The organism is Pseudomonas nitroreducens NBRC 12694, assembly GCF_002091755.1.
Classification (GTDB): Bacteria; Pseudomonadota; Gammaproteobacteria; order Pseudomonadales; family Pseudomonadaceae; genus Pseudomonas; species Pseudomonas nitroreducens.
Genome location: NZ_BDAI01000004.1, coordinates 383,882 through 408,686, shown reverse-complemented (window position 1 = coordinate 408,686; position 24,805 = coordinate 383,882). Strand labels below are relative to the sequence as shown.

Sequence of the window (24,805 nt, the reverse complement as noted above, 5' to 3'; positions counted from 1 at the left end):
ACCTCAGGGATGTTGCGTGCTGCCGGCCACCAGCAGGTCGCCATGCTGCTCGCAGAAACACTCGTCATGCCAGCCGTAATGTGGATCGTGGCAGATCGAATGCTTCACCGGGCCGGTCAACTCGCCCAGTGGAACGCGGAGGCTGTCGCGCAATGCGGCGTAGATCGAACCGGGCTGCGGCCAGTCGGTGCGCACCGGCCCTTCGCCCAATTGGTTGCCGGCACTCAGCTCCGCGCGAAGGATCGCGTCGAGTTCGGGGCACAGGCTGGCGGTAGGGATTCGCTTCATGGGGTTCCCGCTGTCGATGGCATCCGTTGGCCACAAGCTTAGCCACCGGTCGCATGCCTGGGAACGCTCGCCTAGCGCTCCAGGGCGATGCGTTGCCGTGGCGGTTTCCGCAGGCCGGCGAACGCCTGCTGGATACCGGTCAGGGCTCGCTCCATCGCGTGCTCGAAGCGGTAGCGGCTTTCCACATAGAGACACAACTCCAGGCACAGCGGCTGCTCCAGCGGCAGCGGGCTCTGCTGCAGCCCCAACAGCTCGGCGACGCGGCTGGGCAGGGTCAGGCCGAAGGGCTGGCGGTCGGCGATCAGGCGTGCGGCCAGTGCGCTCTGCACGCTCACGGCGATGCTCCGGCGCTGGCCACGCAGGCCCAGCTCCAGGTCCACCGGCGCAAGCCCATCGCGGCGCTGCGACACCTGGATCTGCGGTACCCGCAGGTATTCCTCCAGCGTACGCGGCGCCTGCTGCAAGGCCGCGCCATGGGCGAACACATAGTGGTCGCTGAGCAGAGGCAGCTTGCGCAGGCCGCTCTGCTGGGAAATCGGCTGGTCGACGTCGATCAGCAGGTCGAGTTTGCCGGTGGCCAACTCGTGCAACGCTTCGCGGCGGCGGCTCTGGTAGTAGCGCACCTGCCAGTGCTGCTCCGGCTGCTCGCACAGCGCATCGAGCAGCAGCGGCTGGAAAGTGTCCGGGCAGCTCAGGCGCAGGCTGCGCGTGGGCGTCGTGGCCAGTGCTGCGGGTGTGTGGTGCAGGGCGTCACGCAGGCTGTCGAGGGCGTCGCGGACGTGCCCGGAGAGCCGGTGCGCCACCAGCGTCGGCGCCACGCCCAGGTGCGTCTTGACGAACAGCGGGTCCGCGCAGAGCAGGCGCAGGCGGCGCAGCGCGTTGCTCATCGCCGGCTGGGTGAGGTTCATCACCTCGGCGGCGCGGGTGATGCTGCGCTGGTGGTAGATGGCGTCGAAGGCCAGCAGCAGGTTGAGGTCCAGTTGGCGTAGGTCGAGCATGGCGGGTACCGCGTTGGGCGCGAAAGCGAGCGGTGGATGCTAGTGAGCGCCCTGCCCCGCGCCGCCAGCGCTACAGGACAATTTCCGATCATCCGTGTGCTGCGCCGATGAACGCGGTGCCGGCATTCGGCTGATGAATGCGCTTCGGCGATGTGCGCGGGACTTGGCATAGTGGTTCTCCCTGTGTCATCACCTTTCGCGGGAGCCCCGGCCATGAACGAGTTTGATCACCAGCTGCTGGCGGTCAACGGCATCCAGCTCAGCCTCTACAGCTGCGGCCCGCCGAGTGGCAAGCCGGTCTGGCTGCTGCACGGCTTCCCCGAGTGCTGGCATTCCTGGCAGCACCAGATGCACGCGCTCGCTGCCGCCGGCTACCGCGTGTTCGTGCCGGAGATGCGCGGCTACGGCCAGACTAGCGCGCCCGACGCGGTGGATGCCTATGACGTGCTGACCCTGTGCGCGGATATCCAGGGAGCGATGGATGCCCTGGGCCACGAGCGCGTAGCGATGGTCGGCCACGACTGGGGCGCCCCGGTGGCCTGGCACCTGGCGCTGCTGGAGCCGCAGCGCGTCGAGGTGCTGGCCACGCTGTCGGTTCCCTTCGCCGGCCGCGCCAAGCGCCCCGCCGTGGAGATCATGCGCGAGGTGTTCGCCGGCAAATTCTTCTACATCCTCTACTTCCAGCAGCCGGGGTGCGCCGAGGCCGAGCTGGACGCGGACGTCGCCATCAGCCTGCGGCACTTCCTCGGTGACAACGTGCGCCTGGCGCCCGACCAGTCCCCCGATGGCCGCCTGTTCGACGGCCTGCCGACCCCGCCGCAGCACCCGAGCTGGTGCAGCGCCGAGGACTTCCAGTACTACGTGCGAACCTTCCAGGGCCGCGGCTTCCACGGCGCGTTGAACTGGTACCGCAACTTCGAGCGCAGCTGGCAGCGCACCGAGTCGCTGGTCGGGCGCCAGGTACAGCAGCCGACGCTGTTCCTGATCGGCGACCGCGACCCGGTCGGGCGCTTCGAGGCGTACACCCTGCAGCGCATGCCCGAGCATGTGCCGAACCTCGAGCAGCATGTGCTGGGGGACTGCGGGCACTGGATCCAGAACCAGCAGCCGCAAAAGGTGAATGCCTACCTGCTGGACTTCTTCACGCGCCATTACCCGGCCTGAATTCGTTGGCGCTTGTGGGCATCGGGCGCAATGCGTAAGGTCGGTCGCGCCGCCATCCCGAGCTGCCGAGCCCATGAGCCCCCGTCCCGCCGACCTGTCCAACGCCTTCTACGCGCCGACCCTGCTGCCGGCCATCGAGGAGCTGTTGGCGCGCGGTGTGCCGGGCGATGAGCTGGAAGCGAGCTTCCGCCGCACGCTGCTGGAGCTGCGCACGCCGCTGGTGCGGGTGCCTCTGTTCCTCTCGCGGCGCTTCTGGGACCAGGCCGAAGCGGCCAGCGGCGAATCGGCCATCGGCCTGCTGGCGGGCAAGCGCTTCGCCTCGACCCTGACCAACGGCCTGACCTACCTGTTCGACGTGGCGCCGACCCTGGAGTCGGCCTGCGCCTACTTCTGCGAGTACTTCCCGTATTTCAACGGTTCGTTGCGCGCCGAGTTGCGCGAGGACCGCGGGCAGATCGCCCTGGTACTCAGCGAACAGGGTGCGCTGCTGTCGGGGCGGCAGAGCAGCGAATACACCGTGGTGGGTATCTGCAGCCTGTTGCGGCGCAAGCTGTCGGCCAGCGGCATTCCACTCGATCCCCTGCTGGCCATCGACTTGCCCGGCGTCGAACCGGCCAGTCCGCATGTCTACCAGCAGGCGCTGCGCGTGCCTCTGCGCTGGCGCTCGGAGGCGGTGGTGCTGCACCTGTGGCCGGAGCTGTACCGCCGCCCTCTGTCGCCGCCCAACGCCGAGCTGGAGGCCACCCTGGTCGGCCTGCTCGACCAGGCGCGCAGCCAGACCCAGCGTACCCTGCTGGACGAGGCCGCCGACTACATTGCCCGCGAACTGCCCCAGGGCGCGAGCTTCCAGGCATTCTGCGAGCTCCGCCATCTGACCGAGCGCACCGCCGCGCGGCGATTGCTCAGCCACGGCTGGCGCTACAGCGAACTGCTGGACGAGCAACGGCGCTTCCGCGCGCTGGACTTGCTGGAGGATCCGCTGCTGTCTCTGGCACAGATCACCGACCAGCTCGGCTACGGTGACTTGCAGAGCTTTTCCCGCGCCTTCAGCCGCTGGTACGGCACCAGCCCCGGTGCCTGGCGCGACGCTCTGCCCCGCTGAGTCAGGCGTTGCGGCGCATGCCGATGTGCGGGATGTCGTCTTCCAGATAGACCTCGGTCACCGGCGCGAAGCCGTAGCGACCGTAGTAGCCCTGCAGGTGCGCCTGGGCCGAGAGGTAGATCGGCAGGCCGGCCCAGCGCCGGGCAATGGCCTGCAGCGCCTGCTCCATCAGCTGGTGGCCAAGACCGCTGCCGCGCCCGGCCGGCGCAATCACCACGCGGCCGATCACCACGTCGCCGTCATGGCGTTGCGGATCGAGCAGGCGCAGGTAGCCGATCAGTTGGCCATCCTGCTCCACCATCAGGTGGCAGGTGTCGCCGACCAGGTCGAGGCCGTCGACTTCCTGGTACGGGCATTTCTGCTCCACCACGAAGACTTCGGTGCGCAGTTGCAGGATGGCGTAGAGCTCTTCCTTGGTCAGGTCGCGGTGGTGCTTGCAGGTCCAGTTCAGGGCCATGTTCTGTTCACTCCGGTCATCGAGAAGGCCATGGTAACGCGGCTCACACCGGCGCGTGGAAGCGCAGTGTCGCGGACCCGCCCAGGTGCCGGCGCAGCGCTTCGATGGCGACCTTGACCTTGGCCGGCTGGGCGTCGCGGCGCGGAGTGACGGCGTAGATGCCGAATGGCGGCAATGACCACTCCGGCAGCAGGCGCACCAGCCTGCCCTCCTCCAGTGCCTCGCGCACTTCGGGTTCCGGTTGGCAGGACACGCCGAGGCCATCGAGGGTGAACTGGCGCAGGGCGATCATGCTGTTGGCGGCGACGCGCGCCTCCAGGCGCAGCTTGCAGGTTTCTCCGCCCGGCCCGCTGAAGGTCAGGTAGGCCTGGTGCGCCACGGTGTTCAGCGCCAGCCAGTCCACGTTCTGCAATTGCTGGGGATGGTCGATGGCGGCGATGCGCCGAAGGTAGGTGGGTGCTGCGCAGATGACGTTGTTCCATTCCGCCAGATGGCGCGCCACCAGGCTGGAATCAGAGAGGCTGCCGACACGGATGGCGAGGTCGATGCGCTGTTCGATCAGGTCGATCTGCTCGTCATGGAAGAACAGCTGCAAGCGCAGTTGCCGGTGGTTCTCCAGCAGCGGCCGCAGCGCTTCGGTGATCAACTTGCCGGAAAAGCCCACCGGTGCCGCCAGCCGCAGCTCGCCCACCGGCGCTTCACGCCATTCGCCCAGGCGCTGCTCGGCTTCCTCGGCAATCGCCAGCATCTGCGCGCAGCTGCGGTAGAAGGCCTCGCCGGCTTCGGTCAGCGTCAGCTTGCGGGTGGTGCGGTGCAGCAGCGTGACCTGGGCGTGGGCTTCGAGCTTGCGAATCTGCTGGCTGACCGCCGAGGGCGTCATGCCGAGGGCCTCGGCCGCGGCGGCCATGGAGCCGCGCGAGACCACGGTGGCGAACACCGCCATGCCGCGAAGATTGTCCATTGTGAAGCTCCGCTAAAGAGTGAAAGGCAAAATAGCGGGTTTTTCCCTTGATTGCCGGCGCCTAGGATGTCATCTCCCAAAATGGAGAAGAGAAACGATGCCTTCGAGCCGTGCCACCGTCCCTACCCCCGATGCCGCGCGCTACCTCAAGCGCCTGTGCAACCACTTCGCCCACAAGCTGCCGGTCGAACTGACCGAAGACCGGGGCGTCCTGACCTTCGATTTCGGCACCTGCCGCCTGCACGCCACCGCGCAAGCCCTGCTGATGGAAGCCGAGTCCGCTGATGCCGAAGGCCTTGAGCGCCTGCAGAACGTGGTAGTCAGCCACCTCGACCGTTTCGCCTGGAAAGAAGGCCAACTGCCGGTGAACTGGCAAGCCGCCTGAAATCACCCGGCGGAAAAGCGCAAAAACTGAAAAACCCGGCCAAGGCCGGGTTTTTTGTTGCCTGGAAAACGCCAGACGTCGCTCAGGAATTTTGACTGAACACTACCGATTGGTCACAAAATATTCGTTCTTATCCCTGAATGCTGCTGATTGACCAAGTAATACGCCTTTGCTCTATTGATCGATTTATGATCAATAAGAAAAGTCAATGCCTTGAAACATCTTGTAACCGTGTGGCCACTTTTACCCCGGGTTATCCACACGGTCGATGCGCAAAATCTGTACAGAACGGCCCTTTACCCGGAAAGCGGCCTGGTACGGCCAGCGCTCGACACTCAGTTCGCGCACGCCGGGGACTTCGCTCGGCACGCCGCTGCTGCTCAGGTCCAGGTTCGCCAGCGGGCTGACCTGCTCGACGATGTCCTGGATCGCCCTTAATGCCTTCTCCGGGCCGATCAGCACGACGTAGTGGTCATAGATGGCGTCCAGGTCGGCTGCGGCCTTGTGCGTCCACTGCAGGCTCATGCCAGCCCCCACTTGCCTTCGATGGCGGCGTGCTCCAGCAGGTGGCCGGCATCGGCGTCCGCCACGCCTTCATCGATGGCCGCCACGTGCCAGCTCTGGCGCTCCAGGTACTGCGCCAGGGCCTGGCGCAGGTGATACGGCCGGTCCCGGTGGGTGGCGCGGGCCAGTTGGTCCAGCGCCGCCACGAGGCTGTCATCGGCGCGGAACGAAACAACGGTGGTCACTTTTTGAACAGCTCCGTTTACGCTGTATACAGTGTTTACAACGATAACATACGTATACGAATCAAGCACTTGGCTTGAGCAGGTTTTTCTTCGGCAGGCGCGGGACAGGCCGCCACTTTCGCGCCGGCGAAAGTTGGCTTCCGGCATTGGGGATTTGTTGGCGAGGCGGGGCGCATCAGGCTTGCCGGGCGGCCCACACAACAACAACAGGAGCCCCGCGATGCTGCTCGATTACCTGATCATGCTGGTCTACGCCCTGGGCATGCTTGCCCTGGGCTGGTACGGAATGCGCAAGGCGCGCAACCAGAACGACTTCCTCGTCGCCGGGCGCCGGCTCGGCCCGGGCCTGTACCTGGGCACCATGGCTGCCGTGGTGCTTGGCGGCGCGTCCACCATTGGTACGGTGAAGCTCGGCTATCTCTACGGGCTGTCCGGCCTGTGGCTGGTGTTCATGCTGGGCCTGGGGATCATCGTCCTCAGCCTGGTGTTCTCGCGGCAGATCGCCAGGCTCAAGGTCTACACCGTCACGCAGATCCTCGAGCAGCGCTATCAGGCGTCGTCGCGGCTGATCGGCGGCATCGTGATGGTCGCCTACGACCTGATGGTGGCGGTCACCGCGACCATCGCCATCGGCTCGGTGACCGAGGTGGTCTTCGATGTGCCGCGCATCCCGGCGATCCTCTGCGGCGGCGGCATCGTCATCTTCTATTCGGTGATCGGCGGCATGTGGTCGCTGACCCTCACCGATATCATCCAGTTCGTGATCAAGACCCTCGGCATCTTCGCCGTGCTGCTGCCCATGTCGATCCACGAGGCGGGCGGCCTGTCGCGGATGCAGGAGGTGCTGCCGGCGGGCTTCTTCGACCTTGGCCACATCGGCCTCGACACCATCCTCACCTACTTCCTGCTGTACTTCTTCGGCGCGCTGATCGGCCAGGACATCTGGCAGCGTGTGTTCACCGCGCGCAGCGAGAAGGTGGTGCGCTACGCCGGCCTCGGCGCCGGTATCTACTGCATGCTCTACGGCCTGGCCTGCGCGCTGATCGGCGCCGCCGCCCACGTGTTGATCCCCAACCTGGCGGTGCCGGAGAACGCCTACGCCGAGGTTACCCGGCAGGTACTGGAGCCGGGCGTGCGCGGGCTGGTGGTAGCGGCAGCGCTGTCGGCCATCATGTCCACCGCCTCCGGCTGCCTGCTCGCCGCCGCCACTGTGCTGCAGGAGGATGTCTATGCGCGCTTCCTGCGCCCCGGTGCGCCCAACGGCCTGCGCGAGAGTCGCCTGTTCACCCTGCTGATGGGCGTGGTGATGCTGGTCCTGGCATGCCTGGTAAACGACGTCATCGGCGCCCTGAGCATTGCCTACAACCTGCTGGTGGGCGGCCTGCTGGTGCCGATCCTCGGCGCGCTGCTGTGGCGCCGCGCATCGGCCCGCGGGGCGATCGCCAGCATCGTCGTCGGCAGCCTGGTGGTGGTCCTGTTCATGGCCATCGACGGCATCCTCGCCAATACCCCCATCGCCTACGGCCTGCTCGCCAGCCTGGTCACCTTCGTGGTGGTCAGCCTCGCCGGCAAGCCTGCCATCGGCCTGCAGCCGCAGGCCGACTGAATCCCTTTCGCAGCCAGGAGACGAACCGTGACCCACGACTTCCCCCAACCGTTGGACGCCGCCGAAATTCCCCGCTTCGCCGGCATTCCCAGTTTCATGCGCCTGCCCATCTTCGAAGACCCGGCGCAGGTGGACATCGCGCTGCTCGGCGTGCCCTGGGACGGCGGCACCACCAACCGCGCCGGCGCCCGCCACGGCCCGCGCGAGGTGCGCAACCAGTCCAGCCTGATGCGCAAGGTGCACCACGTCAGCCACATCGCCCCCTACGATCTGGTGCGCGTCGGTGACATCGGCGATGCGCCGGTGAACCCCATCGACCTGCTCGATTCGCTCAAGCGCATCGAGGGCTTCTACCGGCGCATTCACGCCGCTGGCGCCATCCCGTTGTCGGTGGGCGGCGACCACCTGGTGACGTTGCCTATCTTCCGCGCGCTGGCCGCGGAGCGGCCCGTCGGCATGGTCCACTTCGACGCCCATTCCGACACCAACGACCGTTACTTTGGCGACAACCCGTACACCCATGGCACGCCGTTCCGCCGCGCCATCGAAGAAGGGCTGCTCGATCCGAAGCGTACGGTACAGATCGGTATCCGCGGCTCGATCTACGACGCAGACGATGAAGCCTTTGCCCAGGAGTGCGGCATCCGGGTGATCCACATGGAAGAGTTCGCCGACCTCGGCGTCGAGGCGACGCTGGCGGAGGTGCGTCGCGTGGTGGGGCAGGAGCCGACCTACGTGACCTTCGACGTCGATGCGCTCGACCCGGCCTTCGCGCCCGGCACCGGCACGCCGGAGATCGGCGGCATGACCACGCTGCAGGCGCAGCACCTGATCCGCGGACTGCAGGGCCTGAACCTGATCGGCGCGGACGTGGTGGAGGTGTCGCCACCGTTCGACCAGGGCGGGGCGACCGCGCTCGTGGGCGCGACCATGATGTTCGAGCTGCTCTGCGTGCTCGCCGATTCACTGGCCGCTCGCCGCTGAGCGTCGTGGGGGTTCACGCGGCGGCGTCCTCGGCGCTATAACGAAAGGCCTGCGCCCGCCGCCGCGAGAACTCCCATGCTGGGCAATCTTTCCGATATCGACCTGCGCCTGCTGCGCACCTTCTGCACCATTGTCGAGGCAGGCGGCTTCACCTCCGCCCAGGTGCGCCTGAATACCAGCCTGTCGCGCCTGAGCGTGCTGGTGCGGGATCTGGAGCTGCGTCTGGGCTATTCGCTCTGCCGGCGCGGCAGCAGCGGCTTCCAGCTCACCGATGAGGGCCAGGAGCTCTACGACGCGGCGCTCGGCCTGTTCACCGACATCGAGCGCTTCCGTGAGCAGGTCACCGGCCTGGGTGGGCGCAACCGCGAGATCCTTCAATTGGGTTGCGTGGATGGCGTGCTTGGCCAGCACTGCTGGCCGCTGCCGCTGGCGATCCAGCTGTTCCGCCGGGACAATCCGCGGGTGCGCCTGAACCTGCATACGCAGCGCCCGGACGAGCTGGAGAACGCGGTTCTGGAAGAGCGCCTGCAACTGGCCATTGGCGCTTTTCACCATCGCTTGTCCGGCCTGCGCTATCAGCCCCTGTTCCGCGAGGAGCAGAACCTCTACTGCGCCCGCGAACATCCATTCTTCGCCCGCCAGGACGACGAGCCGACGCTGGAGCAGATCTGCGCTGCCGAGTATGTCGGGCGCGGCTACATGGCCGAGAGCCGGCGGCCCCACGGCCTGGTGTTCAGCCGCGCGACCAACGCCTACAGCATGGAAGCCATCGCCAACCTGGTGTTCAGCGGCACCTTCATCGGCTACCTGCCGAGCCACTATGCCGGCGAGTGGGTGGCCGATGGCCGGTTGCGCGCGATCCGTCCGGCGCAGCTGGCCTATGTCTCGGAATTCCACTGCGTCACGCGTCAGGGCGCGGAGCCCGGCGAATCGCTGGCGGCCTTCCTTGATGCGCTGGAGCGTGCCCAGGCGCGGCTGGGCAGCGGCGTGGCGCCGGTGTGAACGCGCTGCGTGCCCTGCACGAGGACGGCTTCGTCCTGTTGCGCGGCCTGCTGGACGCGGCACAGGTCGCCGAGGTGCGCACGCTGATCGACGGCCTGCGGCCGCTGCACTGGGATTACGAAGGGCTGGTGGACCACTACAAGTGTGTGTTCAACCGGTCGCCGCGCTGGCTGCCGTACCTCGATCCGCCCGGGCTGATCGAGCTGGCCGAGGCGGCGCTGGGCGGTGACTGCCATGTCATCGGCCAGACCGCCTGGCGTTGCCATCCGGGGTTCATCGGTGCGGAAATGCACCAGGATTACCTGCCTGTCGCGCTGCCCGCCGTCGACGTGCCGATGTTCATCTGTACCGCGCAGATCTACCTCGACGACATCGACGAGGCGCTGTGCCCGACCTGGGTGATTCCCGGCAGCCACCGTGCCGGCCGCGCGCCGGGCCCGGACGAGTGCGCGTGGCAGGGCCGGGCCACCGAACCGGTGCTGTGCCGCGCCGGTGACTGCCTGCTGCTTCGCAGCGACCTGTGGCACGCCGGCAGCCGCAACACGAGTCAGCGCACGCGCTACCTTTTGCAGGTGCACTATGGCCGGCGCATGGTCGCGCAGAAGTTCTCGCCCTACCTGGACTGGACCTTCAACCCTGAGGTGCTCGCCGCCTGCACACCGCGGCAACGCCGGCTGCTGGGCGACCACGACGCGGCCGAGTACGACTGACTGGGAGGATCAACGATGAGTGCTGTACATGCCGGCGGCTGCCATTGCGGCCAGCTGCGCTACGAGTGCGACGCCGAGCTGAAGGACGTCGCTCACTGCCATTGCTCGATCTGCCGGCGCACCACCGGCGGCATCGTCACCACCTGGGTCACGGTGCCGTTGAAGAGCTTTCGCTGGACCCACGGCAAGCCTGCCGAATACCGCTCTTCGCCGCCGTGCGTGCGCTACTTCTGCCGCAACTGTGGTGCCCAGCTGGCCCTGTTCACCGACCAGGCGCCGGATACGCTGGATATCACCACGGCGACGCTGGAGGAGGTTGCCACCGTGGTGCCGGATCGACATATCTGGGTGAACAGCCGGCTGCCGTGGATTCATCTGGACGAGCAGCTGGAGGAGGAGTGGGAGGAGAAGCTTTAGTGCTCGGAGATGGCGTCAAGGTGAAGCCTTCGTAGGATGGGCGGAGTCTCAGGGCAACTCCAGCCCGCCCGCTGCCTTGTGCAGTTCGCGCAGGTGCGCGCCGATCTGCTTGGCGTTGGCTTCCAGCGCCGCGAGCTCGTCGCGGCGCTCCGGGGTGAGCAGGGCGCGCACTTCGCGATCGAGGTTGTCGCTGAGCTGGCGCAGGCGTTGCTGGCGCTGCTGGGTCTGCTTCTCCAGGGTCGCCGTTTCCGGCGCCTGGGGCAGGCCGTAGCCGCCGTCGAGGAGTTCGGCAGGGCGGCTGAGGAAGCCGCTGTCGTCGAGGATCTGCTGCAGCGTCTTGCCGGCGGCGGCGAGGTCGGGCTTGCTCTTCATGGCCTCCGGGTTGCTCAGGTACAAGCGCTTCAACTCGTCCTGGGCCAGCAGCAGCTGGCGGCGCAGTGACGCCTGTTCGAGCAGCAGCAGGGCGGCGCTGGAGCGCAAGTCGGCCTTGTCGAACCACGGGCGGCGCTCGACAGCGGGGAGGGCGAGCCAGTCTTCGACCTTGTCCTGTGGCACCTTCATGCGCGTCTTCAGCACATCGAACATGGCCTGGTAGCGATCGCGGAAGGAGTCGAAGCGATAGCCCAGGCGCAGCGCTTCCTTGGGGTTGTCCAGCACGCTGGCGTCGGCAATGCCCTTGTTCTCCAGCAGGCCGAGGACGCCATAGGGCGTGATGCTGTCCATGGTCTGCAGGCTCTGGCGCTGGATGCCGCTGCGCAACAGCTTCAGCGTCTCCACCGCGCAGTTGTTGGACAGGAAGTAATAGTTGCCGTCGTAGCTCCAGTGGCTCTGCGCGGAGCGCTCCACCAGGCTGTTGACCTCGTCGCGGCTGAGCCTGAGCGGGATCGAGGCGAGGCTGCGCAGCTCGACCTTGGTGTACTCCTCGATCACTTGCGACAGTGGCAACACGAACAGGCGCGAGGGGTAGGCGCCGGTCAGGCCGTCCCAGCTGGACAGCTGCAGGTCGCCGACGAAGGCGCGGTAGGACAGCACCAGGTGCTGGTCCAGGTCCAGGCGGCACGCCGGGCCGCGCGGGCGGCCCGGCGCACAGACCACCAGGCGCAGCATGGTGTGGCCCCAGCGGCTGGCAATCTCGTTGTTGGCCTCGGCGATGAGGTAGTCGACCTCGTAGACCCGTTCCGGGTCGAGATAGCCCAGCGGCTGGCGGCCGAAGTCGCGGCCGGCGTTCAGGTAGGCGTACTGGGTCGAGCACTCGTCATGCGGGCGCTCGCCGAAGCGCTCTGCGTAGTAACGATAGAGCGTCGGGCGGCGGCAGGCGAAGCTGCGGTCGAGGAGGAAGTACTCCATGTTCACCGCGACGTACTCGCGCGGGTTGGTCAGCTCGTATTTGTCCGGGCTGCGCAGCAGGAAGCGATTGTGCTGTTCGCGCTCGCCATGTTTGCCGGCGTACTGCGGCCAACCGGCAAGGTCGAGCAGGCGCGGGTCGTCCGAGAGGGTGAAGCGGCGGCCGGTCTGGCCACGGCATTCATCCGGCGCGCCAACGCGGCCGAGGCTCTTGTCGCGCATCGTGCAGCGGCGGATCACCCGGCCTTCGTCGGTTTCCCAGAGGCGGGCGCGGTCGTAGAGGTGGGTCAGCTCATGGAGCAGCGTGGCCAGCAGTTCCCGGCGCAGGGTGCCATGGGTGCGGCCGGTCTGCTCGGTGGCGGCGGTGCCGTCGGTGAGCGGGCCAAGGTAGCGGGTATTCAGGGCGATGGCGCCGGGGCGCAAGGTGCGACCCATGCCGTTGCTGGGCAGGTCGTCGCGCCACTGCACCTGGACCTTGCGATCCAGGCGTGCGACGAAGCTGTCCGGCAGGGTGTGCAGGGCCTCGTCGAGCAGCTGCTGGCTGGCCTGGCGCTGCGCAGCGTTCAGGCCTTCCTCATCCAGCTCCAGGCGGAGCGCGGCGTGGCTGCTGGCGGCGACGGTCAGTGCCAGGGCCGCCAGCCAGCGGCCAGCCCGGAGTCTCACAGAGCGAGGATGGCTTCAGCCAGGTCCTGGTCGGAGGCCTCGCGCGCCTGCGGCACCTGCTCGCGCAGAACCTTGAAGGCGGCTTCGAGTTGGGCGCCACGGATCGCGCCATCGCTGCCGACATAGCTGGCGGCATCGTCGCGGGCTTCGCGGACGACCTTCATGTCGCGCACGGACGTGGTGGTGTCCGAGGTGAAATCGATGCTGCGGGCGAAGGCGTTGGTGGTGATGTTGAACACGCGGACCACCGACTGGGCCTGGGCGGTGGACGCGCAGGCGGCGAACAGCAGACCGAGGATCAGAGGGCTCTTGGACAGCGAACTGAGGCGCATGGATGTCTCCGAAAGGGCAGCGAGGGCTGCTCACAACTTATTTGGCAAGAATGGCTTCGGCCAGTTCCCGATCATTCGCCGCCAGCCCGGGGTGTTCCCGTCGCAGCCAGTGCAGGGCCGCTTCCAGGCGCGCACCGCGCAGGGCGCCGTCGGAGGCAACGAACAGCGCCGCGTCATCGCGGGCGCCGCGCAGCAGCTTGTTGTCGAAGGGCGCGCTGGTGACCTGGCTGGTGGCGTAACTGGTCCCCACCGGAAACTGGGTCGTCTGGTCGAATGCCTGGGCAGGCAGGGAACAGGCAAGCAGCGGCAGCAGGAAGAACAGGGTACGCATGGGCTCGGACGATCGGAAAAGCACGGCCGACAAGGCTAACGGAATGCGCTGTGGAGAGCCAGCGCAGAGCGCCGGGCGGAGCGCCCGGCGCGGCAGGGGGCGAGCGGTGGATCAGATGGTCAGGATGGCCTGGGCCAGCTGCTGGTCGTTGGCGGCCAGGGTCGGCAGCTTGCTGCGGATGTGGGCGAGGGCGGCTTCCAGGTGCGCACCGCGAATCTGCCCCTGGCTGGCGACGAAGGTGGCGGCGTCGTCACGGGCTTCCAGGACGATCTTGTCGTCCTTGAAGGAGTTGCTGATATCCGAGGTGCCGTCGGAAGTGGCGCCAGTGGCACGTACCGACAGGTCGGTGGTGTAGACGAAACTGGTGGCGAAGGCGCCGGTGGTGCAACCGATCAGGGCGGCGGCGGCAATCAGGCGAAGGCTGTTCTTCATGGAGTGGCTCCGGATAAGACCAAACAGAGGTGGCCGGGGCGGCCACTCTAACTGTGGTCAGACTAGCCAAGACTGATCGGCGTCACCAGCATTCAGCGCCAGAACGGTTTCGAGATTTCTCTCACGCGCTCGCTGGGGCTGATGCCCAGGTCGGCCAGTTGCAGGCTGCTCAGCTCGGCGAGCTGGCGGCGGGTGCGGGCGTTCTGGTGCCATTGGCGCAGCAGGTGGCGCAAGCCCGGACGCGGTGTGTCGGGTTTGGGATGAGCAGTGGAGACGAAACTTTGCATGGCGGGTTCCTCCCGGTCCGTTCCTGTGGAATTAGGATGGGCTCGGTGAGGGCGCGCGGGCAGGCACAGGGAGGCGAAATTGTATTAGAGCAGTCCAGGTCTGCCGGCAACTGTATCGCTGCGAAGGACGCACGATTGTTCTGCTGCGGGCTAGCTCAGCGCTGCGCGGTAGGCGCTCATCGTCAGTTCCGCGGTTCGCTCCCAGGAGAATTCGCCTGCGCGCTTGAGTCCCGCCAGCTGCAAGGTTGCCCACAAGGCGTCGTCTTCATGAAGGCGCAGGATTGCCTCGGCCAGCTGTTCCGGCTGTGTCGGATCGATATATACCGCGGCTTCTCCGCCGACCTCCGGCATGGAGGAACAGTTGGAGGTGATCACCGGGGTGCCGCTGGCCATCGCCTCGAGAATGGGCAGGCCGAAACCCTCATACAGGGAAGGGAACAGCAGCGTGCGTGCCGAGCCCATCAGCAGATGCAATGGCTCGCGCTCCAGATAGCCGGTGCGGATCAGGTGTCCTTTGCGCTCCAGTTGCGCCAGTGAGAGTGGGATTTCTCCCCAACCGCGAGCGCCGGCAAGCACCAGCGGGCAGTGCTCGAGGAAGGAGGAGGGCAGGTGCTGAACGGCCTGGAACACCAGTTCGAGGTTCTTGCGTGGTTCGAGGGTGCCAACGCAGAGCAGGAATTTACGATGGCGCAGGCCGAGGGGCTGCAGTGTCGGCAAGGATTGATCTGCGCTGCATGGCCGGAAATGCGCTGAGACGCCCAGGGGTGTGACACACAGGCGCTCACGGTTCAGGCCATAGTGCTGCATGGCTTGCTGGGCAGTGGACTCGGAGACGCAGAGAATTCTGCGCGCATTGCCCAGGGCGTGGTCCAGGCTTTTTTCGATGGCGCGCAGGCGATCCGCTGGCTGTGTCTGCGGATAATGAACGTGGGTCAGGTCATGCAGGGTGAACACCATCGGGCGATCGACACGCTGCGGCCACAGCGAAGGCTCGTGGTACAGGTCGGCATTCTGCTCGTCAAGGGCGCGCCTGAGGGTGCGGCGCTCCACCCAGCGCTTGGCCTGGTAAGGCGACGGCAGCAGGCGTTTCGCCAGATCGCGCAGCAGCGAGTAGTGGCTCAGCCCCTGGGCAGGCAACTGCGGACCATGGCGCAGACCGTAGGTGAACGAGAGGTGAACGTCGGTTCGCTGCTGCAGGGCGCGGCTCAGCTCACCGACATACCGGCCGATGCCGGCTTGCGGGGCAAGCAGGATGCTGGCATTGAGCACGACCCGCGGCACGGACCTCATGCACCGACCTTCTCTACTTGCGCTCGGGCGCCCAGCCAGGTCGAGCCGACGAAGTCTTCCTTGCCCTGGTTGAGGACGTGGAAAATGAGGCTGTGATCGCGCCATTCATAATTCTTGTCCAGGTGCGAGTCGTAGGCGGAGAGGGCGATGGCCACGGAGTAGTGGCCCTTGCCCAGCGTGGCTTCGAAGGCAAAGCGGAAGCGCGCCCGCTCACCGGCCTGGAGGTCCTCCAGCGCCATGTCGAGGCGGTGCGTGTTGATGCCGTAGATGGGCTGGCCATGCTGGTCCTTGATCATGAAGCCGAGGATCAGCCGAGGAATTGCCTTCTCCACCGAGACTTCCACTTCAAGGGTCACGGCCTGGCCAATGGCGATTGCTTCCACGGCGCTGCCTTTGGTGTCGCGCAACATCACCGAGACAATTCGAGCCTCGCCCGTGCCCGATGAGGTCTGTACGCGGCCGTCGGCCAGTGTCTCCTGCCGGATCAGGGCTTCCTCGCGGTTCGCCAGTGCCGCGTTGTAGTAGTCGAATACCGTTTCGGGCTTTCCTTCCAGCGCAAGCCGCCCGGCCTCCAGCAACAGCGCGCGGTCGCAGATCGACTGAATGGCATGGCGGTCGTGGGAGACCAGCAGCAGCGTGGTGCCCGCTTTGCGGAACTGGCGTATGCGCTCGAAGCTCTTGTGCTGGAAGTAGGCGTCGCCGACCGACAGGGCTTCGTCGACGATCAGGATGTCAGGGCGCTGGGCCGTGGCGACGCTGAACGCCAGGCGCATCTGCATGCCGCTGGAGTAAGTGCGCACCGGTTGTTCGATGGCCTCGCCGATTTCGGCGAAGGCTTCGATCTCGGGCATGAGCCGGTCTATCTCGCCGATGCTCATGCCCAGTAGCTGACCGGCCATGTAGACGTTCTGCCGGCCACTGAAATCCGGGTGGAAGCCCATGCCCAGTTCCAGCAGGGCGGCGACCCGGCCCTGCATGTGGATGTTCCCTTCGCTGGGCTGGCTAGTGCCGGTGATCATCTTCAGCAGGGTGCTCTTGCCGGCGCCATTGACGCCGATTATGCCCACCGCTTCGCCGGGTTCGATGCGGAAACTCACGTCTCGAAGGACCCAGTGCAACTGATGGCGGAGCTGCCGGCCGGGAGTGATCCACTCGGCCAGTCGTGCCCACTTGCTGGGATACTGGCGGTAGGCCTTGCCCAGTTTCTCTACGACGATCGTGCCCATCAGAGTTCGTCCACCATTTCACCCGAGCGAGCGCGGAACAGCAGCAGGCCCACCCCGCAGAGCAGGATCGAAATCAGCAGCGGTGACCACAGGGAGGCCCAGTCCGGCCAGCGCTGGTACACCAGCACCGTCTGGAACGCCCCCACCAGCGGTGTCATCGGGTTGATTTCCACCAGCGGCCGGATGTAGGAGGGCAGGATCGCGATCGGGTAGACGATAGGGGTCAGCCAGAACCAGAACTGCACCACGATGCCAAACAGCTGGCCGACATCGCGGAAGAACACGTTCAGCACCCCCAGCAGCATGCCCAGGCCTGCCGCGAAGGCGAGCATGATCGCCAGCAGGGGTAGCAGAGCGAGCAGCGCGGGTCCGGGGAAAGCCCCGGCTGCGCTGATGATCAGCAGGAACAGGACGAAGGTGATGGCGAAGTTGACCAGCGCGGTACCGATGACCACGGTTGGCAGGCAGATCCGCGGGAAGCTCAGCTTCTTGATCAGATTGGCGTTGTCGAGAAACATCGACTGGCTGCGCCCGGTGATCTCGGTGAACAGGCCCCATACCAGGAAACCGGCGCACAGGTAGAAGCCGTAGGCCAGGTGATTGTCCACGCCTGGCAGGCGCGAGCGCATCAGCTGCGAGAACACCAGCGTGTAGACCAGGATCATCGCCAGCGGGTTGAGCACGGTCCACAGCGCCCCCAGCAGGGAGTTGCGGTAGCGCGCCTGGAACTCGCGGCGGATGCTGCTGATGACGAAGCCTCGAAAGGCCCAGAGACTGCCTAGCATCTGAATCCCCGAAGTGTGGAAATAGCGGGTGTGCGGATTGGATCGAGGCGAGCTGATCTCGCGTACTCACTTTCGCCTGAGCAGGGCGTACTGGCTGTCGCCAACGTCCCTGATGTCGCTGCTGCTCACCTGATACTGATTGGCAAACCAATCGACTTTCTCTGGGCGGATGTAGCTGAACTGTCCCCAGTGGAGTACGGCCAGTCCATTGGAGTCGAGGGCGGAGAGGAAAGAATCCTTGCTGAATTTGCGCACGGGAATACCGAAGGACTGTTGGCCTGGGTTGGCGGCATAGTCGTCGAACTCCTGGCGTGTCTGGTGTTTGGGGCTGCTCTGGAAGGTGAACAGCTCCTTGCAATTCTGAGTCGTTGAGACGAGAGCGACGCCGTCAGGAGATAGCAGTTCGCGAATGTCCTGGAGAATTTCATCGCAAATGCCGGTAGAGACGTGCTGTAGCACCATGGAGTTCAGAATCAGGTCGAATCGAGCAGCAGGTTGAGTTTTCCGCAACTCTCTGCTGGTGATGTTGAAGATCTCGATGTTGCCCTTGCCCCGATATCGCTTCTTGCAGTCAGAAAAACGATCCTGGTCCGGCTCTAGTCCGATTATCGCGTTGCGCTCGGTGTCCAGCAGTTCGATCATCCGTCCCAGGCCACAGCCGATTTCCAACCATGGGGTTGTCGGCTTCAACTGAGCGACCAGCTTGACGTGCGTCAGAAACTCTTCCTCTGGGTCGCCCGAGCCATCACCGATTCGACTTGTGAAGTTCTTCTGCCACAAGCTGATGGCGTCATCGTTGGCGTTGTACTTGTAATTATTCTGTGTCGTCATTGTCCGATCGCTTGTTCACATAGAAAGAAGGGGCTACGCCTGCTCTGTCGGTTTGCGCGCCACGATGATGCGGGATTTCGGTAGGAAGCTATCAAGCTCTTGCTTGATGGGGACTGCATCCGGCAGCTGCAGGAACTTCAGCCAGGTATCGGCCCAACTATTCAATACCGGCGGATAGGGCGGCGTGATCTTGTCGAGCGTTGCACCGTCGTAAGGTTCCCCGCTTGCCTTTTGGCAAACCCAGAAGAAGCACATCCAGATGACCCAGTAGAAGCCAGTCGTCTGCCGGCCCTCGACGACCAGGCCTGCCTCCACAACTAATTGTTCCAATTCGGAACTGGTGAAGATTCGGACATGGTTCGGCTCTTCGAAGTGCGCAGGATCGGCGAATTTCTTCTGCAGCAGTTCTCCTTTCGCATCCGGCACACTGATGAGGTAGAGGGCGCCTGGTCGCCCCACCCGAACTAGTTCTTTCATCACGCCAGCGGGATCTTGTACGTGTTCGAGCATCTCCATGGCGATAACCTTGCTGGCCAAGCCATCCTCGAGCGGCAGCGGTGCGCAGTCGCTGACTATGCCGATGCAACTGCCGCTGCCGACCTGCGATAGCCGCTCCTCGGCTTCAGCGACCTTTTCCGCATCGAGATCTAGGAAGTGCACGGTTGCGCCCTGCCGTGCGCAGAACAGGCTGGCACCGCCCGTCCCGCAACCGACATCAATCACTACATCATCAGGGGCGATGGCGAATCCGGGGACCAGTTCCCCCGTCTCCGAATTGAACCAGCCGCTTAGGTTTGCATCGTGGAGGCCGGTCAGGCGAGAAAGGTCAGGAAGCTCGACCATTTCCTGGCGGGGAGCGGCGGGGACCATGCTTTGGCGGAGTCCGAGGAACTCACCGAGGTTCTGCGTTGCGCTGGCATGGGATGCATGCAGGAACAGGCGGGCGATCGAATTGTTCGCCATTTCTATATAGCGCTGCGGTTGCTCCGTCGCGACCTTGTAGCTGGACAGGAATGCATCGCGCAGCGAGGCCCAGTCGACTCGATGCTTATGGGCGCGGAAGATGATGCGCGGGTCATGTGGCCAACAGGACGGCTCTTCGCTGGAGTTGACCAGGAAGGCAACCTGTTCGTCGATGTAATCAATCATCGCAGTGTGCCGCGGAGCAATAGCGGGTTTTCCGCAGGACATGAATTCCATCAGAGGCAGGCATTGCCCTTCGCCTACCGAGCTGTTTACGGTGTAGGTCGAAGTGGCGATCAACTGCTCGTAGGAGTCGTCCTCGAGGTAGCCATGGATGCCTACGACTCGACATTTGAACGAAGGGACGCGACGCAAGGCATCGCTGAGCATCGAGAAGGCCCAATCGCTGTTCAGGTAGGTGAATTTGAAAACCAGGGTTGCCTCGGGCACCTCGGCAAATGCCTCACAGAAGGCTGTCACCATGTCACCCCAGTTCTTGCGGCCATCGCAGGGGTTCAGCACTGTGGTGTAAATGACGCCATCCAGTGTGATCGATTGCACTTGCGGCGCCTGGGCGTCTAAACGGGCCTGGGCCCGTTGCTGGCGGCGCCAGTTGGCCTGACGCAGAAACTGCGAGAGCAGATTGGCCACGCGCCCAGGAAGCAGATCGCGAACAGCATCGCGATACCATTCGATGGCATGGCGCTTGGTTGCCCCGAGGCGATAGCGCATGGACTTTCGAAAAACTGGTAGCTCTGTATCCGGGCTGGCTGGCGCAGCCAGGGACAGTTGGGCGCTATCGAGAATGCTCCCCCGCACGCTCAGGGTCACCGGATTGCGGATGGCGGTCGGTGGGTACTTTACTCGCAGCTTTTCAAAGCGATCCCAGAGTGGGGATGGAAGCGAAATGACCGGGAAGTCGTCACCCATTGCCTTGCGAATGGTCGCGACGGTGTGCTCCGAGTGGGTGATCGCCTTACCCAAGCGAGCTAGTACATGGGTCCAATCGTTGTTGGGATCGTTATCCCAAGCCTCGTCCGGCAGCGTGTCGAACTCCCAGGCGAACACCGGAATGGTGGGGCAGCGCAGGGTGGTCAGAGTCTTGTTGGGGGGAGAGAAGGAGAGAAAGACGCAATCCTCGCCGCTGGCGAGGCAGCTGTCGTAGATCGCGTCGACCTCTGTCTCCGGCGATTTGACGACCTGCACCCGGCCGAGCTTCTCGAGCATCGGGCGGAATTCCTTCAGGACGAAATAGTAGCTGTATTCGGGAAGGCCAAGGCTGCTCTCGATACTGCTGGAGTCGGTCGCAGAGTAGATCAGGAAAAGCATCTAAGACGGTCCTGCTTATTATTTGTTATTAGGCACTTACCGAAGGGTATTCGGTATTCCATCTGAATGACTGGTCGGTCACTGTGCCGGCCCGAGCTATTTCTCCATCTTCCGCTAGAAAATAGCTTTTTTCTGAGATAGTTTTTACCTGATCCAAACGCACCGCCGCAAAGAAAATTTGCAGAGGACGGCACATAACAATATTCGTGGACACGGATCTGCGAGCTCAGGAGGTAGTCATGACGGCGCATGCCGCCATGCCTTGTGCATGCCAATCACCTTGTTCCTTTCGTGTTTCGGGGAACAGTCGTCGCCTTGAGGTTACCGCTGCTCACGCTGCCCATCTTCGCAATCCGCCTGTGGTGGCCTGGTCGCGCCAGGCGTCTGAGAAACCCGATTTGACGGTGGGTGGTGGCGAAGTGGTGGCGTTGCTGTGGCCTGCCTCCGATGAACATGCCGCGATGTCGTTCCAGTCGACAGTTGCCTCGGTGGCGCTGGAGCGTCCCGCTGGAGTTCGCTTCGCGGTGCAAGTTTTATTGTCAGGAAGTTTGCCTGGGTATCTGGAATAGGATAGGTCGGGGATTACGCTGTTGAAAATGGATGTTGTCCTTGTCGTATATATTCCGGTGCGTCTCGTAATATAGGGGCGACGGCCAAGCAGCATGTAGGGCTTATAATAATATGAGTGCTCAGGATGCGGATGAAATTGCTGTAAGGAAGTTGCCGGCTCCAGGGAAAAGGCCAACTTCTGAAACTATCACTGCCATGGAAATCATGCCTGCCAGACTGAAGGTTCTGCACTTCTTCAAGGTATATCTGCCTGAGTCGGTCGGCGGTGTGGAGCAGGTCATCTATCAGCTGTGCGAAAGTAGCGGGCGGTTTGGTGTCGAGGGCGAGGTGCTGGCCTTGTCCTCAAGTACCGTCGAGCAGCCGCAGCGCGTGGGTGGGCACCTTGTACACCAGGTGCGTCGCAATTTCAGTCTCGCCTCCACGGGAGTGTCCTGGCAGGCCATCGGCAAGCTGCGCGAGCTCGCTGAGCAGGCCGATGTGATCCACTATCACTTTCCTTGGCCGTTCATGGATGTGGCGCATTATCTGGCAGGTATTCGCAAGCCGAATGTCGTTACCTACCATTCGGATATCATTCGGCAAAAGCACCTGTTGCGCGTATATCGTCCGCTCATGCGCCGATTCCTGGGGCAGACGAATCGGATAATTGTCACCTCGCCGAATTACTTCGCTACAAGCTCGATACTTGGCGATTTCAAGGATAAGGTTTCGGTGATCCCGATCGGGCTGGACCGGGCTTCGTATCCGGGTGCAAACAAGGAAACGTTGAGCCGCTGGACCGAACGACTGGGCGACGAACGCTTCTTCCTCTTCATAGGGGTTATGCGGTATTACAAAGGTCTGCATATTCTTCTGAAAGCATTGCAGGGGACATCGCTGAAAGTCGTGATCGTTGGTGCCGGACCGTTGGAGCGGGAGTTGCGCCGACAGGCGGAAGCCTTGTGTGTCGATCAGAACCTTGTGTTCCTCGGCCGCGTGGAAGAAGACGACAAGATCGCGCTGCTCGAACTCTGCTACGGCGTCGTTTTTCCCTCCCATCTTCGCTCCGAAGCCTTCGGCATTTCCCTGCTCGAGGGCGCCATGTTCGGCAAGCCGCTGATCTCTAGCGAAATTGGCACCGGCACCAGCTACATCAATATCCATGGCGAAACCGGTCTGGTCGTTCCCCCCAACGATCCCGAGGCCTTTCGTTCCGCTATGCAGCGACTCTGGGATGATCCGGCGCTCGCAGCGCAAATGGGCTCGATGGCTGTCGAGCGTTTCCAGCAACTGTTCACCGCCGAAAGCATGGCCCGCCGCCATTCCGAACTGTACCGGGAAGTCCTGGCGGAGCACCTGTGGGGGGAGAACAGCCAACTTGCCGTCGAGAATGCGGAGCGCCTCATCTAGGGCGGCGGCCGGAGCTGCCATTCTCCTCCCATTCGAGGGGCCTGATCCCCGATCTTCAGTAGTGGTCCATCCAAGAACATCGTTCAGTAGCGCATCCTGATCCGGGCGGGCGTCGTGCCCCGTGCCCCACAGGGGTGCAGAAATGACGGCCCCAGGGGCCGGCAAGGAGTTGAACATGCTGATTCCCGTCATTCTTTCGGGCGGAGCCGGAACCCGTCTCTGGCCGGTCTCCCGTGAAGGGCAACCCAAGCCCTTCATGACCCTTCCCGATGGACAGTCTCTGCTGCACAAGACCTACAGCCGGGCGGCCAGCCTGCTGGGCAATGGTGGAGAGATTGTCACGGTCACCAACCGCGACTACTACTTCCAGAGCAAGGACCATTACCAGGCCGCGCGATTGGTGCAGCGCGGGCATTTCATCCTGGAACCTTCCGGTCGCAATACGGCGCCGGCAATCGCCCTGGCGGCACTTGCCCTGCGTGCCCGCCACGGCGATGAGGCGGTGATGGTGGTGATGCCGGCAGACCATCTGATCCGTGACCTGGAAGCTTTCGAACGAGCAGTCGGGCACGCGGCATCCCTGGCGGAAACGGGTCACCTGGTGACTTTCGGTGTAGTCCCCACGACGCCCGAAACCGGGTTTGGCTACATCGAGGTCGGCGACGAACTGGATGACCGTGGTGGCGCGCTGGTCCGGCGGTTCGTGGAGAAACCCGACCTGGATACCGCTACGCACTTCCTGCAGAGCGGGAACTTCCTGTGGAATTCCGGCATGTTCTGTTTCTCGGTGGGAACGCTGCTCGGCGAACTGGAGCAGCACGCTCCGGAGCTTCTGGCGGGGGCGATTGCCTGTTTCGAGGCGAGTCCGGTCAGCGAAGCTGGTGCCATGCTCCAGCAGGAACTGAACGGCGAGTACTTCGGTGGGTTGCCTGACATTTCCCTCGACTATGCCCTGATGGAGCACTCCAAGCGGGTTGCTGTCATCCCGGCACACTTCGACTGGAGCGATATAGGCTCCTGGAGCGCGCTGAGTTCACTGGTTGCGCCGGACAGTCAGAATAACCGGGCAGCGGGCCACGCCATTTTCGTCGACACCCAGGGGACCTACGTACAGAGCGAGGGGCGCCTGGTAGCGACTGTCGGTGTCTCCGACCTGATAGTCATCGATACCGCCGATGCCATCCTGGTTGCTCACGCCGACCGCGCGCAGGACGTGCGCAAAGTGGTGAAGCAATTGAAGGACAGCGAGCACGAGGCGTACAGATTGCACCGCACCGTCGCCCGGCCATGGGGTACCTATACGGTCCTGGAAGAAGGTGCACGCTTCAAAATCAAGCGGATCGTGGTCAAGCCGGGAGCGTCGCTGTCACTGCAGATGCACCACCATCGCAGTGAACACTGGGTAGTGGTATGCGGGATGGCCAAGGTCACCAATGGCGAGTCAGTGCGTCTGGTGAACAGTAACGAGTCGACCTACATCCCCGCTGGCCATCGGCACCGTCTGGAGAATCCGGGGGTGATCGATCTGGTGATGATCGAGGTACAAAGCGGCGAGTACCTGGGGGAGGACGATATCGTGCGTTTCGAGGATATCTACGGGCGTACCCAGTAAGTTTTCTCCCACAAAAGCAAAAGGCCGCTAAGAGCGGCCTTTTTGCTTTCTTTCCGGTACAGTTTTTCTGTGCTGGAAACTGCCTTCGACTGTTATGTCGAGAGGACTGCTTAGCGCCAGAACGGCTTGTTCAGTTCGGCGTAACGCTGGGCTTCGCTGATGCCGGCGTCGGCCAGCAGGCGGGAGTCCAGGCGGGCCAGCTGACGGCGGCTTTCCATGCGGCGTTGCCACAGGCGAACAGTGCCGACGAGGCCACGGTGGGCGCTGGAGGTGCTACGGGGGGTGCTCAGAGCTGCGGAACCGAGGGTACGTTCCATGGTGGTCATCCTTCTCGCTTGTGGCGAGTAGTCAGTTGCTGAATGGATTGAGCATATGATCTGACTTTTCAGTCAGAGATGACAGGTACAGTTGTGCTGTATTGCGGTTGGTCAGCCGATTGTAATTTTGAACTGTAATGGTCTTTTTCGGGGCGAACTGTACCGTTGCGCTCCATTCTGGTGCGCAATCGGTGGGCGTCTGTGGCTTTTTGCGTATGCCGGCCAGGTTGGCGGCGGGGGAAACTGAACAGTTGGAGCGGGATAAAAATCTGTTCAGTAGT

At 64.0% G+C, this 24,805-nt stretch carries 28 protein-coding genes; 11 read left to right on the top strand and 17 right to left on the bottom strand.

Translation table 11 applies throughout. From position 1 onward, the window contains the following. Positions 1 to 3: 3 nt before the first annotated feature. Both PNI01S_RS14220 and PNI01S_RS14215 read right to left on the bottom strand, forming a co-directional pair. On the bottom strand, positions 4 to 288 hold the full coding sequence (locus PNI01S_RS14220; protein ID WP_065327705.1) for a hypothetical protein: 285 nt from the start codon (positions 286 to 288) through the stop codon (positions 4 to 6). 71 nt (positions 289 to 359) lie between these two features. Continuing rightward, positions 360 to 1,286: a LysR family transcriptional regulator gene (locus tag PNI01S_RS14215; RefSeq protein ID WP_084358454.1), complete on the bottom strand. Its 927-nt coding sequence runs from the start codon at positions 1,284 to 1,286 to the stop codon at positions 360 to 362. 213 nt (positions 1,287 to 1,499) lie between these two features. Between PNI01S_RS14215 and PNI01S_RS14210 the strand changes: the two genes are divergently transcribed. Both PNI01S_RS14210 and PNI01S_RS14205 read left to right on the top strand, forming a co-directional pair. Beyond that, positions 1,500 to 2,450 (top strand): alpha/beta fold hydrolase, encoded by a 951-nt coding sequence (locus tag PNI01S_RS14210; protein WP_065327707.1) that lies wholly within the window; start codon positions 1,500 to 1,502, stop codon positions 2,448 to 2,450. Between the two features lie 73 nt (positions 2,451 to 2,523). After that, positions 2,524 to 3,552 (top strand): helix-turn-helix domain-containing protein, encoded by a 1,029-nt coding sequence (locus tag PNI01S_RS14205; protein WP_231387660.1) that lies wholly within the window; start codon positions 2,524 to 2,526, stop codon positions 3,550 to 3,552. A gap of 1 nt (position 3,553) precedes the next feature. Here PNI01S_RS14205 and PNI01S_RS14200 read toward each other — a convergent pair whose 3' ends face one another. Further along, the gene (locus tag PNI01S_RS14200; protein WP_084358453.1) at positions 3,554 to 4,009 is read right to left on the bottom strand and encodes a GNAT family N-acetyltransferase; all 456 of its coding nucleotides are present in this window, start codon (positions 4,007 to 4,009) and stop codon (positions 3,554 to 3,556) included. Positions 4,010 to 4,052: 43 nt separating this feature from the next. Continuing rightward, positions 4,053 to 4,970, bottom strand: a complete 918-nt coding sequence (locus PNI01S_RS14195) for a LysR family transcriptional regulator (RefSeq protein ID WP_024763695.1) — start codon at positions 4,968 to 4,970, stop codon at positions 4,053 to 4,055. 97 nt (positions 4,971 to 5,067) lie between these two features. On the opposite strand from PNI01S_RS14195, the gene PNI01S_RS14190 reads away from it, so the two are divergent. Then, positions 5,068 to 5,355 (top strand): DUF2218 domain-containing protein, encoded by a 288-nt coding sequence (locus PNI01S_RS14190; RefSeq protein ID WP_024763696.1) that lies wholly within the window; start codon positions 5,068 to 5,070, stop codon positions 5,353 to 5,355. A gap of 243 nt (positions 5,356 to 5,598) precedes the next feature. Here the strand turns inward: PNI01S_RS14190 and PNI01S_RS14185 are convergent, their stop codons facing one another. Continuing rightward, complete coding sequence (locus PNI01S_RS14185; RefSeq protein ID WP_024763697.1) at positions 5,599 to 5,880, bottom strand: type II toxin-antitoxin system RelE/ParE family toxin; 282 nt, start codon at positions 5,878 to 5,880, stop codon at positions 5,599 to 5,601. Then, on the bottom strand, positions 5,877 to 6,104 hold the full coding sequence (locus tag PNI01S_RS14180; RefSeq protein ID WP_024763698.1) for a CopG family ribbon-helix-helix protein: 228 nt from the start codon (positions 6,102 to 6,104) through the stop codon (positions 5,877 to 5,879). The genes PNI01S_RS14185 and PNI01S_RS14180 overlap by 4 nt, the downstream gene beginning before the upstream one ends. A gap of 220 nt (positions 6,105 to 6,324) precedes the next feature. On the opposite strand from PNI01S_RS14180, the gene PNI01S_RS14175 reads away from it, so the two are divergent. From PNI01S_RS14175 to PNI01S_RS14155, 5 genes are all read left to right on the top strand, one after another. After that, positions 6,325 to 7,710 (top strand): sodium:solute symporter family protein, encoded by a 1,386-nt coding sequence (locus PNI01S_RS14175; RefSeq protein WP_038803461.1) that lies wholly within the window; start codon positions 6,325 to 6,327, stop codon positions 7,708 to 7,710. Between the two features lie 27 nt (positions 7,711 to 7,737). Continuing rightward, positions 7,738 to 8,694 (top strand): agmatinase, encoded by a 957-nt coding sequence (gene speB, locus PNI01S_RS14170; protein WP_084358452.1) that lies wholly within the window; start codon positions 7,738 to 7,740, stop codon positions 8,692 to 8,694. A gap of 75 nt (positions 8,695 to 8,769) precedes the next feature. Further along, positions 8,770 to 9,696, top strand: a complete 927-nt coding sequence (locus tag PNI01S_RS14165; RefSeq protein ID WP_037011732.1) for a LysR family transcriptional regulator — start codon at positions 8,770 to 8,772, stop codon at positions 9,694 to 9,696. Continuing rightward, entirely contained in the window at positions 9,693 to 10,406 is a 714-nt protein-coding gene (locus tag PNI01S_RS14160; protein WP_084358451.1) for a phytanoyl-CoA dioxygenase family protein, read from the top strand. Before PNI01S_RS14165 ends, PNI01S_RS14160 begins: the two co-directional genes overlap by 4 nt. A gap of 15 nt (positions 10,407 to 10,421) precedes the next feature. Next, positions 10,422 to 10,823, top strand: coding sequence for a GFA family protein (locus PNI01S_RS14155; RefSeq protein ID WP_024763702.1), 402 nt, complete (start codon positions 10,422 to 10,424; stop codon positions 10,821 to 10,823). Positions 10,824 to 10,871: 48 nt separating this feature from the next. Here the strand turns inward: PNI01S_RS14155 and PNI01S_RS14150 are convergent, their stop codons facing one another. From PNI01S_RS14150 to PNI01S_RS28560, 10 genes are all read right to left on the bottom strand, one after another. Further along, complete coding sequence (locus PNI01S_RS14150; RefSeq protein ID WP_065327711.1) at positions 10,872 to 12,830, bottom strand: DUF7844 domain-containing protein; 1,959 nt, start codon at positions 12,828 to 12,830, stop codon at positions 10,872 to 10,874. Then, positions 12,827 to 13,162 carry a DUF2388 domain-containing protein gene (locus tag PNI01S_RS14145; RefSeq protein WP_024763704.1) on the bottom strand — a complete coding sequence of 112 codons (336 nt, stop codon included), beginning with the start codon at positions 13,160 to 13,162 and terminating at the stop codon, positions 12,827 to 12,829. Before PNI01S_RS14145 ends, PNI01S_RS14150 begins: the two co-directional genes overlap by 4 nt. A 37-nt stretch (positions 13,163 to 13,199) precedes the next feature. Continuing rightward, the gene (locus tag PNI01S_RS14140) at positions 13,200 to 13,493 is read right to left on the bottom strand and encodes a DUF2388 domain-containing protein (protein WP_024763705.1); all 294 of its coding nucleotides are present in this window, start codon (positions 13,491 to 13,493) and stop codon (positions 13,200 to 13,202) included. Between the two features lie 111 nt (positions 13,494 to 13,604). Then, positions 13,605 to 13,925, bottom strand: coding sequence for a DUF2388 domain-containing protein (locus tag PNI01S_RS14135; RefSeq protein WP_024763706.1), 321 nt, complete (start codon positions 13,923 to 13,925; stop codon positions 13,605 to 13,607). Positions 13,926 to 14,017: 92 nt separating this feature from the next. Then, a complete protein-coding gene (locus tag PNI01S_RS14130; protein WP_024763707.1) occupies positions 14,018 to 14,212 on the bottom strand; it encodes a DUF1127 domain-containing protein in 195 nt (64 codons plus the stop codon). Between the two features lie 150 nt (positions 14,213 to 14,362). Then, positions 14,363 to 15,502 carry a glycosyltransferase family 4 protein gene (locus PNI01S_RS28345; RefSeq protein ID WP_038803462.1) on the bottom strand — a complete coding sequence of 380 codons (1,140 nt, stop codon included), beginning with the start codon at positions 15,500 to 15,502 and terminating at the stop codon, positions 14,363 to 14,365. Continuing rightward, positions 15,499 to 16,728 (bottom strand): ABC transporter ATP-binding protein, encoded by a 1,230-nt coding sequence (locus tag PNI01S_RS14120; RefSeq protein ID WP_037006841.1) that lies wholly within the window; start codon positions 16,726 to 16,728, stop codon positions 15,499 to 15,501. Before PNI01S_RS14120 ends, PNI01S_RS28345 begins: the two co-directional genes overlap by 4 nt. Beyond that, the gene (locus tag PNI01S_RS14115; protein ID WP_037006843.1) at positions 16,728 to 17,513 is read right to left on the bottom strand and encodes an ABC transporter permease; all 786 of its coding nucleotides are present in this window, start codon (positions 17,511 to 17,513) and stop codon (positions 16,728 to 16,730) included. Before PNI01S_RS14115 ends, PNI01S_RS14120 begins: the two co-directional genes overlap by 1 nt. Positions 17,514 to 17,579: 66 nt before the next feature. After that, positions 17,580 to 18,344 (bottom strand): class I SAM-dependent methyltransferase, encoded by a 765-nt coding sequence (locus tag PNI01S_RS14110; RefSeq protein WP_038803463.1) that lies wholly within the window; start codon positions 18,342 to 18,344, stop codon positions 17,580 to 17,582. A gap of 33 nt (positions 18,345 to 18,377) precedes the next feature. Next, a complete protein-coding gene (locus PNI01S_RS28560) occupies positions 18,378 to 20,636 on the bottom strand; it encodes a methyltransferase domain-containing protein (protein ID WP_052239098.1) in 2,259 nt (752 codons plus the stop codon). Between the two features lie 239 nt (positions 20,637 to 20,875). On the opposite strand from PNI01S_RS28560, the gene PNI01S_RS28340 reads away from it, so the two are divergent. The 3 genes from PNI01S_RS28340 to PNI01S_RS14095 all read left to right on the top strand — a co-directional run bounded on the left by PNI01S_RS28340 (position 20,876) and on the right by PNI01S_RS14095 (position 24,207). Beyond that, a complete protein-coding gene (locus tag PNI01S_RS28340) occupies positions 20,876 to 21,205 on the top strand; it encodes a hypothetical protein (RefSeq protein ID WP_141678451.1) in 330 nt (109 codons plus the stop codon). A gap of 217 nt (positions 21,206 to 21,422) precedes the next feature. Beyond that, complete coding sequence (locus PNI01S_RS14100) at positions 21,423 to 22,595, top strand: glycosyltransferase family 4 protein (protein ID WP_024763710.1); 1,173 nt, start codon at positions 21,423 to 21,425, stop codon at positions 22,593 to 22,595. A gap of 175 nt (positions 22,596 to 22,770) precedes the next feature. Continuing rightward, positions 22,771 to 24,207, top strand: coding sequence for a mannose-1-phosphate guanylyltransferase/mannose-6-phosphate isomerase (locus PNI01S_RS14095; RefSeq protein WP_024763711.1), 1,437 nt, complete (start codon positions 22,771 to 22,773; stop codon positions 24,205 to 24,207). Between the two features lie 110 nt (positions 24,208 to 24,317). Here the strand turns inward: PNI01S_RS14095 and PNI01S_RS14090 are convergent, their stop codons facing one another. Next, the gene (locus tag PNI01S_RS14090; protein WP_024763712.1) at positions 24,318 to 24,524 is read right to left on the bottom strand and encodes a DUF1127 domain-containing protein; all 207 of its coding nucleotides are present in this window, start codon (positions 24,522 to 24,524) and stop codon (positions 24,318 to 24,320) included. Positions 24,525 to 24,805: the final 281 nt, after the last annotated feature.